Annotated in this window: 3 protein-coding genes; 2 read left to right on the top strand and 1 reads right to left on the bottom strand. The window is 69.4% G+C overall.

What is annotated here, in order from left to right:
• Positions 1 to 67: 67 nt before the first annotated feature.
• Together F3087_RS11860 and F3087_RS11855 are read left to right on the top strand one after the other, a co-directional pair.
• A complete protein-coding gene (locus F3087_RS11860; protein ID WP_150401978.1) occupies positions 68 to 628 on the top strand; it encodes a peroxiredoxin-like family protein in 561 nt (186 codons plus the stop codon).
• Positions 625 to 1,107: a DUF1772 domain-containing protein gene (locus tag F3087_RS11855; protein WP_223885029.1), complete on the top strand. Its 483-nt coding sequence runs from the start codon at positions 625 to 627 to the stop codon at positions 1,105 to 1,107. The genes F3087_RS11860 and F3087_RS11855 overlap by 4 nt, the downstream gene beginning before the upstream one ends.
• Positions 1,108 to 1,184: 77 nt before the next feature.
• Here F3087_RS11855 and F3087_RS11850 read toward each other — a convergent pair.
• Positions 1,185 to 14,580: non-ribosomal peptide synthetase (locus F3087_RS11850; RefSeq protein WP_150401976.1), on the bottom strand; the 13,396-nt coding region annotated here is incomplete at its 5' end.

The raw sequence follows: 14,580 nt of genomic DNA, 5'->3' as shown, positions 1-14,580 counted from the left end.
GACAGCGTACAAGCTACGCGCATACTGAACGTAGGCGTACGAGGTACGCCTACGAAAGGAATCGCTCATGCCATTGCCGACGTCCGTGTCCGACCGGGTACTGACCACCATCTCCGGCACACCCGTGCCCATCCCCGACCCGGATTGCCTGATCCACCTGCAATTCCGCCGCTTCGCCGGCTGCCCCGTCTGCAACCTGCACCTGCGCTCGATCGTCGCCCGCCGATCCGAGATCGCCGCCGCCGACATTCGCGAGGTAGTCGTATTCCATTCCAGCGCAACGGAACTACGCACCTACACCGAAGACATCCCGCTCGACCTGATCGCCGACCCCACCCGCAAGCTCTACCGAGAATTCGGCGTCGAATCCGCCCCACGAGCCCTCCTGGACCCCCGCGGCTGGCCCGCCATCCTCTGCGGCGTAACTCACGCCGCCACCGCCGCCCTCCGCAGGCAACAACCAACTCCCCCAGCAAATCCCGAAGGCGGGCGGCTAGGCCTCCCCGCCGATTTCCTCATCGCCCCCGACGGCCGCGTCCTCGCGTCCAAACACGGCGTCCACCTCTACGACCAATGGTCGGTCGACGAACTCCTCACCCTGGCAACCGCTTCGGAGCCACGCCCTTGACCACAACCGAAAAGCCCGCCCTCGCAAGAGCATCCGCCCTCTGCTTCGGCGGCCTGCTGGCCGGCGCCTTCGGCTACGGCGCCGTCAACGTCGTCTACGCGTTCCGCAAGGTCCCCCTCGACGTCCGCTTCACCTTCCACACCGCCCTGATGTCGGTAAACGGCCTGGTCATGCAGTCCCTCATGGGCCTCACCATCCTCAGCTGCCTGGTCCTGGCGTTCCGCACGACCGCCCGCGACCGCTGGTTCGCCGGAACCGCAGCAGGACTCGCCATCGCCTCGTTCCTCATCACCCGCCTAGGCAACGTCCCGATCAACCAGCACATCAAACAGTGGGCCATAACCGCCCCACCCTCCGACTACGCCGAGATCCTCAGCCGCTGGGAGACATTCCATTTCGCCCGCACCGCCTGCGCCCTCCTGGCCTTCCTCCTGATCGTCGCCCTCACCCTCGTACCAGCCGAAAGGGCGACCCCGTAGCGATCCGGGATCAATGACGAACCGCCGGTGAAGCGCACTTGATTGTGCACTTCACCGGCGGCCGACTGTTGGCAGGCCTACTCCGCGATCACGATCTTGACCTCGGCATCCGCCGCGTCCGTCGCCTCGTTCGGGGTGACGAACCAGTGGGTGACCTCGCCGTCGGTGAGGTCGTTGGCGATCTCGCCGGTCGGGAGGACCGAGAGGGCGCCCGCGGTGGCGGAGGCCAGGAACTCGAGCATCGCGGCGCGGCCGGAGGGGGCGGTGGTGTACGTGGTCGACTCGTAGTCGATGCCGTACTCCTCGCGGACGTGCTCGGCCCGGGCCAGCGCCTCGGTCTGAGTGATCGCGAGGACGCCGTCGCCGGTCGGGACGACGAAGGCCGGGTGGTCTTCGCCGAGCGGGCGGACCCGGTCCGCGTAGGAGACCGGGTGCGACGGCGCCGCGACCAGGTCGGCCTGCATGTCGGCCGGGACGAGCCAGCGAATCGGGCTGTCCGGCACCGACTTCGAGCCGATGCCGAAGGTGGCTCCGGCGCCGGCCAGGTCGTCGGCGGTGAGATCGCCGGCGAACAACAGTGCCGCACCGGCCTTCTGCACCGCCCAGGCCGCGACGACCGCGTCCAGCGAACGCGGCAGCGCCAGCGCGACGATGTCGCCCGGCCCCGCACCCCGATCGATGAGCACCCGAGCCAGCTGCGAGGAGCGTCGATCCAGGACGTGGTAGGCGATTTCGTCCCCGTCGGCGAGCAGCGCGGGCGCCTCCGGATCCTCCTCGACCACCTCGGCGAGCACCTTCGCGACCGTGTGCGCGCCGACCCGACCGGCCGGTTCCGGCGCGGAAGTGCTTGCGGTGATCCCGGATTCGACGAGCAGGCGGGCCCGCTCACCGGCATCGAGGATGTCGATATCGCCGACCAGGCCGTCCGGATCGCCGAGCAACGCCTCCAGCACCCGGATCAACCGCGCGGACATGATCTCCACCTCGTCCGCGGAGAACCGGCTGCCCAGGTACTTGAGCGTCAGCTCGATGGTCGCCTCGGCGGTCACCAGCAGCGTCAGCGGGTAGTGCGTGGCGTCGTTGACGCCGACACCGGTCACCGACATACCGTCGATGGAGCTGGCGGCCGAAATGGCCTCCTTGTCCATCGGATACGACTCGAACACCAGCAGCGTGTCGAACAGCGATCCGGTGCCCGCCACCCGCTGGATGTCGGTGAGCCCCACGTAGTGATGCTCGAGCAGATCGGCCTGATCGTGCTGCAACCGCTCCAGCAGCTTGCCGATGGTCTGGCGGTCGTCGATGCGCAACCGCACCGGCAGCGTGTTGATGAACAAGCCGACCATCGACTCCACGCCCGGCAGTTCGGCCGGCCGGCCGGAGACGGTCGCGCCGAACACGACATCGCCGCGCCCGGTGAGCCGTCCGAGCAGGATGCCCCAAGCTGCCTGCACCAGCGTGTTCACCGTGACGCCCAATTCGGCGGCGTGCTTGGTGAGCTGGCGCGTGCGGTCGGTGTCGAGCTCGGTGACCAGCTTGCCGATCTCGTACTGCTCGGCCGAACGCGGTTGCGGCGCGAGCTGAGTCGGTTCGCTGACCCCGTCGAGCGCGGTCGCCCACGCCCGCAGCGAGGCCTCGCGGTCCCGCCCGGCCAGCCAGCCGAGGAAGTTGCGGTAGGACGCCACCCGCGGCAGCGCGGTCTGATCGCCGCGCACCGCGTACAGCACCAGCAGATCCCGCATGAGCAGCGGCATCGACCAGCCGTCCAACAGGATGTGGTGGGTGGTGATGGCCAGGTGCCACTGGTTCTCGTCGGTGCGGAACAGGGTGAACCGCAGCAACGGCGGCGTCGCCATGTCGAAGTGCGTGGCCTGATCGGCCGCGACCTGCCTGCGCAGTTCCGCGGTCCGCTCGTCCGCGGCCAGCGCGGTGAGATCCACCTCGCGCCACGGCGCCTCGATCCGGTCGAGCACGACCTGCACGGCCTGCCCGTCGGAGTCGGTGACGAACGCGGTCCGCAGGTTCGGGTAGCGGTCGATGATGCCCTGTGCGGCCGCCCGCAACCGCTCGACGTCCAGCGTGCCGCCGAGATCGACCACGGCCTGCATGGTGTACACGTCGACCGTCGCCTGCGTCATCATCGCGTGGAACAGCAGACCCGACTGCAACGGCGAGAGCGGCCACACCTCGGCCAGCGCCGGGTAATTCCGTTCCCACAGCTCGATATCGGTCTGCTCGACCCGCACCAGCGACATGTCCGACGGCGTGAAACCGCCCGCGTCCGGCCGCTTCGCGTGCGTGGCCAGCGCGGTGAGCGCGGCGACCCAGTGGTCGGCGAACTCCTGCATCTGCTCCTTGGTCAGCAGCCCGGTCGGGAACGCGAACGCCGCGCCCAGCTCCGGACCGTCCGCGCCGTCGGTGACGATCGCGTTGATGTCGATCGTCGCGTTGGCCGGCATGTCCAGATCCATGTCGCCGTCGAGCTGACCGAGGTCCGACACCGGCACCCAGCCGATCTCGGCGAGCTGCTCCGGGATCTCCCCGGCCGACATGCGACCCAGGTAGTTGAAGCTGATCTGCCCCGCGGCGCCCAGTCGCTGACCGGTCGCCGAGTTCAGGTGCCGCAGCAGGCCGTAACCGAGACCCTTGTCCGGTACCGCGAGCAGTTGCTCCTTGATCGACTTCACGATCTCGCCGAGCGCGGCGCCACCGGCGAACGCGTCGGACAGATCGGCGCCGCCCAGATCCAGCCGGACCGGGTAGGCCGTGGTGAACCAGCCGACCGTGCGCGAAAGATCCGCGCCCGGAACGACTTCCTCTTCACGACCGTGGCCCTCGAGCTTGACCAATGCCGCCGAACCCGTGCCGCGCCAGCGCGCGACCGCCATGGCCAGCGCGGACAGCAGTCCGTCGTTCACGCCACCGCGGTAGAGGCCGGGGATCGCGGTGAGTACCGCGTCGGTGACCTCGGCGGGCAGCGTGACCTCGACCCGCTCGACCGTGGCGAAGGTATCCACCGCCGGATCGAACGGACGCGACCCGAGCAGCGGATCCGGCGTCGTCGAAACCTGCTGCCAGAACGGCAGTTCGGCGACCCGCTTCGCCGAGGTGGCCGCCTCGACCAAACTGTGCGCCCAGCGCCGCATCGACGTTCCGTTGGCGGGCAACGCAACCTGCTGACCGGCGGCCAGCTGCGACCACGCGACCGCGAAGTCCGGAATCAGGATGCGCCAGGACACACCGTCGACCACGAAGTGGTGCGCGACGATGAGCAGCACATCGCGCCGCTCTCCCTCGAACGCGAACCAGATGAACTGCGCCATCACGGCATTCGCCGGATCCAGGCGGCCGAGCGCGGCGTCGAACGCCGCGCTGCCGACCCGCTTGAGCTCCGCGTCGTCGACGTCGGCGGCCAGCTCGACCCGATGCACCAGCGCATCCACATCGACCGCGCCGATCGCCAGCGCCTCGAACGCCCACTGATCGTCGGTGCGGCGCAACCGAGTACGCAGCACGTCGTGGTGATCGAACACCGCCGCGATGGTCCCGACGAGCGTCGCCCGGTCGATACCGTCCGGCAGGCGCAGCGCCATCGTCTGGGAGAAGCGTTCGTAGGACGAGCCGCCCGCGAGGATCTGCGTCATGATCGGCGTCAGCGGAATCTCGCCGACCCCGCCGCCCGGCAGCTCCTCCAGCTTGACCTGTTCGGTGCCCGCGCCGAGCGTGGCGACCTCGGCCAGCGAGGCCACGCTGCGCCGCTCGAACACGTCGCGCGGGGAGAACACCACACCACGCGCCTTGGCCCGCGACACCAGCTGGATGGACAGGATGCTGTCGCCGCCGAGCGCGAAGAACGAGTCGTCCAGGCCGATCTGCTCGACCCCGAGCACCTCGGCGAACACCTCGGCGATGACCGCCTCGACCTCGCTGGCCGGCGCCCGGAACTCGCGCGGCGCGAGCACCGGCTCGGGCAGCGCCTTGCGATCGAGCTTGCCGACCGGGGTCAGCGGGATCTCGTCGAGCACCATGATCGCCGACGGCACCATGTGCGGCGGCAGGCTCCGCGAGGCGTGCTCGCCGAGCCGGACCGTGTCGATCTCGTGGCCGGGCACCGCGAGCACATACGACACCAGGATCGTGGCGCCCGCCGCGGTCTGCTTGCCGAGCGTGATCGCGAACTCGACGTCCGGATGCGCCGCGAGCACGGTGTCGATCTCGCCGAGCTCGATGCGGAAGCCGCGGATCTTCACCTGGAAGTCCGAGCGGCCGACGTAGTCCAGCTCCCAGCGGACCTCGGGCACCGCGGCGTTACCCGCGCGCTCGCCCGGTTCGGCGAACCAGCGCACCACGTCACCGGTGCGGTACATCCGCGCGCCCTCGTTGCTCCACGGGTTGGCGACGAACCGCTCCGAGGTGAGGTCGGGACGGTTGTGGTAGCCACGCGCCACCGCGCCACCGGCGAGGTACAGCTCGCCCGCGACGCCCGGCGGCACCGGGTTGAGCCGGTTGTCCAGCACCAGCGCCGACATGCCGCGCACCGGCAGACCGATGGTGACGTGCCGTCCCGGGGTCAGGCTCGCGTAGGACGAGATGATCGTCGTCTCGGTCGGACCGTAGGCGTTGAAGTACTTGCGCCCCGGGTACCACTTGGCCAGCAGCTCCGGCGTGGTGACATCGCCACCGACGGACGCCACTTCGAGCGCCTCCATGCCGGCCGGATCCACCGTGCCGAGCACCGCGGGCGTGATGATCGTGTGCGTCACCCGCTCGGTGCGCAGCAGCTCGGCCAGATCCGGGCCGCCGATGATGGTCGACGGCACGATCACCAGCGTCGCGCCGGTGTAGGCGGCACACAGCCATTCGAGCACCGACGGGTCGAAGCTCGGCGAGCAGATGTGCAGGAACCGGTGGTGCGCCTCGAGCTGGTACAGGTCGGTCGCGACACCGACCAGGCCACCCATGCCCGCGTGGGTCACGGTGACGCCCTTGGGCATACCCGTCGAACCCGACGTGTAGATGACGTACACCGGGTGCCGCATGGCCAGCGACGAGATCCGGTCCGCGTCCGTCACCGAGTCCGGCGACTTGGCCTCGATCAGTTCGCCGAGCGCCGGATCGTCCAGGCGCAGCCATTCGACGTCGCGCGGCAGGCGATCCACGTGCTCGGTCGCGGTGATGCCGATGACCGCGCCGGAGTCGTTGATCATGTGCCGCATGCGGTCTTCGGGGTAGGTCGGGTCGACCGGCACGTGCGCGCCGCCCGCCTTCGCCACCGCCCAGAACGCCGCGACCATCTCGTAGGAACGCGGGAAGGACAGCGCCACAATGCGTTCCGGACCGACACCGCGCTCGATCAGCACCCGCGCCAGCCGCGAGGAGTACTCGTCGAGCTCGCGGTAGGTGATCGACCGGCCCTGGTAGCGGACCGCGATCTGCTCCGGGTTCAGCTTGGCGCCGCGCTGCAACAGATCCGGCAGCAGCCCGGTGGCCATCACGTCTTCGCCGTGCACGTGCGTGAGCAGCTCGTACTCGTCCGCGTCGAGCAGCGGCAGGTCGCCGATCGGCAGGTCGCGCTCGGTCACGATGGCGTCGAGCAGGCGGGTGAACCGCTGCGCGAACACCTCGACCGTGGCGTCGTCGAACAGGTCACGGGCGAAGGAGAACTCGGCGTACATGCCCGCGTCGGCGGCGGCCGGCGCCTCCCGAATCGTCAGCGACAGATCGAATTTCGCCGTGTCGACGTCGAAATCGACCGCGCTGACCTGCAATCCGGGCAGTTCGAAGCTGGTCTCCGGCAGGTTCTCGAACGACAGCGCCACCTGGAACAGCGGGTGCCGTGCGGTCGAGCGCTCCGGGTTGAGCAGTTCCACCAGCCGCTCGAACGGCAGGTCGGCATGCGCGAACGCCTGCAGGTCCGCGTCCTTGGTCCGGGCCAGCAGCTCGCCGAAGGTGAGGTCACCCTCGACGTGCGAGCGCAGCACCAGCGTGTTGACGAACATGCCGATCACGTCGTCGAGTTCGGCCTCGCCGCGACCCGCGATCGGGGTGCCGATGGCGATGTCGTCGGTGCCGGACATGCGCGCCAGGAACAGCGCGAGCGCGGCATGCACCAGCATGAACATGGTCGCGTTCTGTTCCCGCGCGATCTCGGTGAGCTTGCGGTGCAGCTCGCCGTCGATCGGGAACACCACGCGCCCGCCGGCGAACGACTGGGTCGTCGGCCTGGTCCGGTCGGCGGGCAGATTGAGCTCGTCCGGCAGCCCGGCCAGCGCGGCCCGCCAGTACTCGGCCTGCTGGGAGATCAGGCTGGCCGGATCGGCCTCGGAGCCGAGCACGTCGCGCTGCCAGAGGCTGAAGTCCGCGTACTGCACCGGCAGCGGCGCCCAGCCCGGCGGCACGCCGTTCGAGCGAGCCGCGTAGGCGAGCATCACATCGCGGGTCAGCGGGCCCATCGACCAGCCGTCCGCGCTGATGTGATGCACCACGAACACCAGCACGTATTCGCCGTCGCTGATCCGGAACAGCTTGGCCCGCAACGGGATCTCCGCGGTCACATCGAACCCGGCGGCGATCACGTCCACGATCCGCTGCTGAATGTCTTCGACGGCAACGTTTTCCGGCGTCAGGTCCGGCACCGACTGCTCGGCGGTCAGGATCACCTGGCTCGCCGCGCGCCCCTGCTCCGGGTACACCGTGCGCAGCGTCTCGTGCCTGGCAATGACATCCGCGACCGCGTCTTGCAGCGCGGCGACATCGAGATCGCCGGTCAGCCGCACGGCGACCGGGATGTTGTTGACCGCCGAGGCGACGTCGAACTGGTTGAGGAACCACATGCGCTGCTGCGCGAGCGAGAGCGGAACCTGGTCCGGGCGCGGGCCCGCCACCAGGGCGCGACGGCCGCCGGCACCGGCGTGCTGTTCGACCTTCACGGCCAAACCGGAAACAGTCGACGCCTCGAACAGGGCACGCACCGGCACCCGTGCGTCGAGCGCGGCACCGATCCGCGCGGCGACCTGCGTGGCCAGCAGCGAGTTACCGCCCAGACCGAAGAAATCGTCATCGACGCCGACCTGATCGACACCGAGCACCTCGGCAAACACCGAGGCCACGATCTCCTCGATCGGCGTCGACGGCGCACGGAACACCTGCGCCTCGAACTCCGGCTCCGGCAACGCCTTTCGATCCAGCTTGCCGTTCACGTTCAGCGGCAACGCATCCAGCACGACGAACGCCGCGGGCACCATGTACGACGGCAGGCCGTCGATGAGCGCCGACTTCACCTGTGCGACATCGACATCACCGTTCGACGCCACCAGGTACGCGACCAGCCGATCGCCGGTCTTCGGATCGGACTTGGCGAGGACCGCGGTCTGCGCGATCTCCGGCAGCGCCAGCAGCGCGGCCTCGATCTCGCCCAGCTCGATCCGGAAGCCACGGATCTTCACCTGGAAGTCGGTGCGGCCCCGGTACTCCAGCTCACCGGCGGCGTTCCACGCCACCAGGTCACCGGTGCGGTACATCCGCGCTCCGGTCTGGAACGGGTTGGCCACGAACCGATCCGAGGTCAAATCCGCCCGACCGAAGTAACCACGCGCCAGCTGCGCACCGGCGAGGTACAGCTCACCGGCGACACCGGCGGGCACCGGCTTCAGTCGCGAATCCAGCACGTAGACCTGGCTGTTCCATTCCGGCAGGCCGATGGACACCGAGGTCTCGTCCGCCCTGGTCACCCGATGGCTGGTGATCGAGACGGCGGCCTCGGTCGGGCCGTAGAGGTTGAACAGCTCGGTCCGCGAGTGCTCCCGCACGAACCGCTGTGCCAGCGCACCCGGCAGCGCCTCGCCGATCGCCAGCACCCGCCACAGCGAGTTCGGGAAATCACCGGCGGTGAGCGCGTCGAGCATCGACGGCACCACATGCAAAGTGGTCACCCACTCGCGAGCCATCAACTCATTCAGATACGCCGGATCCTGATGACCATCAGGAGCGGCAATGACCAAACGGCCACCACACACCGCCGCAGACCAGAACTCCCACACCGAAAGATCGAACGTCGCAGCAGTCTTCAGCAGAATCGCATCAGCAGCATCGAGACCGAACTCGGTCACCTTCCACTGCAACTGATTCGCAATCGCCGCATGCGAAACCGCAACACCCTTAGGACGACCCGTCGAACCCGACGTGAAAATCACATACGCCGTGTTCTCCGGACGCAACGGCGCAACGCGATCGGTATCGGTGATGACGGCCTTATCCACCTCGGCCAGATCCAGCTCGTCGATCCGCACCAAAGGCGCGACATCAGTGTCGAACTCGGCATCGGCATTGGTCAGCACGCACACCGGCGCGGCCGTCTCGAGGATGTAGCTCGTCCGCTCCGCGGCCTGCGCCGGATCCACCGGCACATACGCACCACCGGACTTCGCCACCGCGTACATCGCCACGATCAGATCGACCGAGCGGCGGAACGCCAGCGCCACCCGCGACTCCGGCCCGACCCCGATCGAGATCAGATGCCGCGCAAGACGATTCACCCGGGCATCGAGATCGCCGTAGGTGATCGACGCGCCGTCCTCGGTGACCAGCGCGACTTCCTTCGGCCCGGCCGCCACCGAGGCGTCGAGCAGCGAGACCAGCGTCGCGGTCGAATCCACCGCGTTGTCGGTCGCATTACGGCCGGTGACCAACTGCGCACGCTCCGCGACCTCGAGCAGTTCGATGTCGCCCACCGCAGTGCGCGGCGCGGCGATGATCTCCCCGATCAAGCGCGCGAACCGATCGACGAAGCCCTGCACCGTATCCCGCTCGAACATGTCGGTGGCGTAGGTGAAGAACCCGGTGATGCCCTCGGGCTCGCCGGCGTCGCTGTAGCGGTCGGTCGCGATCAGGTGCAGATCGAACTGCGACAGCGCCGTGTCGATATCGAGCCCGGCCACGGTCAGGCCCGGCAGCTCCAGCCCGGCCTGCGCCAGGTTCTGGAACGAGAGACCCACCTGGAACAGCGGATGCCGCGCGGTCGAGCGCACCGGGTTGAGCACCTCGACGAGGCGCTCGAACGGCACGTCCGCGTTGGCGAACGCCTGGATGTCGGTCTCGCGTTGCCGCGCAAGCAGTTCGGTGAACGCCTCGCCCGCATCGATCCTGGTGCGGAACACCAGCGTGTTGACGAACATGCCGATCAGGTCGTCCAGCACGGCCTCGCCACGACCCGCCATCGGCGTGCCGATGGCGATGTCGTCGGTGCCCGAGAGCCGGGCCAGCAGCACCGCGAGCGCGGTGTGCACAACCATGAACAGCGTCGCGCCCTCGGTGCGGGCCAGCTCGATCAGCGCCTGATGGGTCTGCGCGTCGATGCGCAGCTCCACCTTGCCGCCGGCGAAGGACTGCACCGCGGGGCGCGGGCGATCCGACGGCAGATCCAGCTGATCCGGCAGCTCCGCCAGCGCGTCGCGCCAGTAGGCGACCTGCTTGGACGCCAGCGACTCCTGATCGTCCTCGCTGCCAAGCAGCTCCCGCTGCCAGATGCTGTAGTCCGCGTACTGCACCTCGAGCGGCGCCCAGTTCGGCGCCTCGCCGGCCGAACGCGCGGCGTAGGCGATCATCAGGTCGCGGGTCAGCGGGCCGACCGACGAGCCGTCACCGGAGATGTGGTGCACCACCATGGCGAGCACGTATTCGACGTCCGGCGTCGCGGATTCGGTTGCTTCCCCGGCGATCTGGAACAGCGCGACCTTCATCGGCACTTCGGTGGTGACGTCGAACATCGTCGACGTCAGCGCCACCACGGCGGATTCGATCTGCGCGGGCGCGACCACGCGCACCTCCAGCCGCGGCACGGCCTGGGCCGGCGGCAGGATCACCTGCACCGGACCGCTGTCCGTCTGCGGGTAGATGGTGCGCAGGATCTCGTGCCTGCTGACCAGGTCCGCGATCGCCGCACGCAGCGCGGCCACGTCCAGGGCACCGGTGAGCCGCACCGCGATCGGCACGTTGTAGGCCGCCGACTGGGTGTCGAACCGGTTGAGGAACCACATGCGCTGCTGCGCGAGCGAGAGCGGAATGTGTTCCGGCCGTGGGCCGGCCGTGAGCGCCCTGCGGCCACCCGCGTCGGCGTGCTGCTCGACCCGGACCGCCAGCGCGGCGACGGTGGACGCCTCGAACATCAACCGGACCGGCACCCGCGTGTTCAGCGCCTCGCCGAGGCGGGCCGCGACCTGCGTGGCCAGCAGCGAGTTACCGCCCCAGGCGAAGAAGTCGTCGTCCAGGCCGAGTCGCTTCGATTCCGCCCCTTCCCGATCCGAGATGCGCAGCACGTCGGCGAAGGTGTTCGCGACGATCTGCTCGATCGGCGTGACCGGCGCGCGGAACACCGCCTTCTCGAAGGTGGGCTGCGGCAACGCCTTCCGGTCCAGCTTGCCATTGGCGTTGAGCGGCAACGCATCCAGCTGCACCAGCACCGACGGCACCATGTACGACGGCAGCTCGGCGGCGAGCGCGGCCTGCAATCCGCGCTTGTCGACCTGACCCGCCCGCGGCACCACGTAGGCCACCAGCCGGTCGCCGATGCTCGGATCGGTGTGCGCGAGCACGGCCGCCGCGGTGATCGCCGGCTGCCGCAGCAGCGCGGCCTCGATCTCGCCGAGCTCGATGCGGAAGCCGCGGATCTTCACCTGGAAGTCGGTGCGGCCGCGGTAATCCAGCTCACCGGAGGCATTCCAGGCCACCAGGTCACCGGTGCGGTACATGCGCTCGCCCGCCGCGCCGAACGGATCGGCGACGAACCGGTCGGCGGTCAGCTCGGCCTTGCCGAAGTAGCCGCGCGCCAACTGCGCACCGGCCAGGTACAGCTCGCCGGAGACACCGACCGGGACCGGCCGCAGCCGGGCGTCGAGCACGTAGACGCGGCTGTTCCATTCCGGCGCGCCGATCGACACCGACAGCTCGTCGGCGTCGGTGACCAGGTGGCTGGTGATGGACACCGCGGCCTCGGTCGGGCCGTACAGGTTGAACAGCTCGGCATCGTTGTCGCGGCGGAACCGCTGTGCGGTCGCCGCGGGGAGCGCCTCACCGATGGCCAGCACTCGGCGCAGCGAATGCGTCAGGCGGCCGGCCGATTCGGTGAGCAGCGAGTCCAGCATCGACGGCACCACGTGCAGCGTGGTGACGCCCGTCGAACGCATCAGCTCGTTGAGGTAGGCCGGATCGCGATGGCCGTCGGCCGCCGAGATCACCAGGCGCCCACCGGAAGCGGCGGCGGTCCAGAACTCCCACACCGAGAGGTCGAACGTGGCCGCGGTCTTCAGCAGGATCGCGTCGTCCGCGCCGAGGCCGAAGGTCGTGATCTCCCACTGCAATTGGTTGGCGATCGCGGCGTGCGGGACCGCGACGCCCTTGGGCTGACCGGTCGAGCCGGAGGTGAAGATCACGTACGCGGTGTTCGCCGGGGCCAGCGTGGCGCGGCGTTCGGTCGCGGTCACCGGGCTCGGCGCGAGCACGGTCAGGTCGAGCGCGTCGATCTGCACGGTTTCGGTTGCCGCGGTGCGGAATCCGTCCCGGCCGGTGGTCAGCACGCAGACCGGTGCCGCGGTCTCCAGAATGTAGTCGGTCCGCTCGGCCGGCTGATCCGGATCGATGGGCACATACGCCGCACCGGATTTCGCGACCGCGTACATGGCGACCACGAGATCGGTGGACCGGCGGATGGCCAGCGCCACCCGGTCCTCCGGGCCGACGCCACGCTGGATCAGGTAGCGGGCCAGGCGATTCACCCGGGAATCCAGCTCGGCGTAGGTCAGCTCTTGCTGGCCGGTCGGCTCGTCGGCGACGAGGGCGACCGCGTCCGGCGTCGCCGCGACCGAGGCGTCCAGCAGCGACACCAGCGTCGCGGCCGGGTCGACCTCGTGCGCGGTGTCGTTCCAGGTGCTCAGGATGCGCGTGTGCTCGTCCGCGGCGAGCAGGTCGATCTCGCCCACCGGCAGGGTGGCGTCGGCGACCACGGCGTCGAGCACGCGCACGAAGCGGTCCGCGAAGCCCTGGACCGTGTCCTCGTCGAACAGGTCGATGGCGTAACCGAATTCGGTGATGATCTCGGCCGGCGTGCCGTCCTCGGCGTAGCGGTCGTACAGCGTGACGTGCAGGTCGGTCTTGGCCAGCTGCGAGTCGAAGTTGACCGCGCTCACCGACAGGCCAGGCAGTTCGAAGGTGGTCTCGGCCAGGTTCTGGAACGACAGACCCACCTGGAACAGCGGATTGCGCGCGGTGGAGCGCACCGGGTTGAGCACCTCGACGAGGCGCTCGAACGGCACGTCGGCGTTGGCGAACGCCTCCAGGTCGCGTTCCTTGACGTCGGCGAGCAGATCGGCGAACCGGTCGCCCGGCGCCACCCTGGTCCGGAAGACCAGGGTGTTGACGAACATGCCGATCAGGTCGTCGAGTTCACGCTCGCCGCGACCCGCGATCGGGGTGCCGACCGCGATGTCGTCGGTGCCGGACAGCCGCGAGAGCAGCACAGCCAGCGCCGCGTGCACCACCATGAACAGCGACGCGTTGTTGGCGCGGGCCAGTTCGTGCAGGCGGGCGTGCCGCTCCGGGGAGATCTCGAAGCGAATCGCCTTGCCGTGGAACGACTGTGCCGGCGGGCGCGGCCGGTCCGCGGGCAGTTCCAGCTGATCCGGCAGCTCGGCCAGCGCGCTCTGCCAGTAGGCGACCTGCTGCGCGGCAAGGGATTCTGGGTCTTCTTCGGAACCGAGCACCGCGCGCTGCCACAGCGCGTAGTCGGCGTACTGCACCGACAGCGGAACCCACTGCGGCACATCGCCTTGCACGCGGGCCACGTAGGCGGCCATCACGTCGCGGGCCAGCGGGCCCATCGAGGAGCCGTCGGCGGCCACGTGGTGCACGGTGAACGCGAGCACGTGCTCGTCCGGCGCGATCCGGAACAGCGCCACCGCCAGCGGCACCTCGACGGTGACGTCGAAGGTGGTGAGCGCGAACGCGATCACCGCGTTGAGCAGATCGGCCTCGGCGACGTCGACCGGGGTGAGCGCGGCCGCGGACTGTGCCGCGGGGCGGATCACCTGGTGCGGGCCCTCGGCGGAGCGCGGGTAGGTCGTGCGCAGCACCTCGTGCCGGCCGAACACATCGCCGATCGCCTGTTCCAGCGCGGGCACATCCAGCGCGCCGGACAGCCGCACGGCCAGCGGGATGTTGTCGACGGCCGAGGTGGCCGTGTCGAACTGGTTGAGGAACCAGTAGCGCTGCTGGGCCGGCGACAGCGGGATCCGCGCGGGACGCTCCCCCGTCTCCAGCTTCGGCCGCTGCCTGCCGGATCCGGCGTTGCGCTCGACCTGGGTGGCCAGCGCGGCCACCGTCGACGCCTCGAACAGATCGCGGACCGCCAGGCGGGTGTCCAGCGCGGCGCCGAGCCGCGCGGTCACCTGGGTGGCCAGCAGCGAGTTGCCGCCGAGTTCGAAG

The organism is Nocardia colli, from assembly GCF_008704205.1.
Lineage (GTDB): Bacteria > Actinomycetota > Actinomycetes > Mycobacteriales > Mycobacteriaceae > Nocardia > Nocardia colli.
The sequence above is the reverse complement of the archived record's forward strand: the minus strand, read 5'-3'. Positions and strand labels throughout refer to the sequence as shown.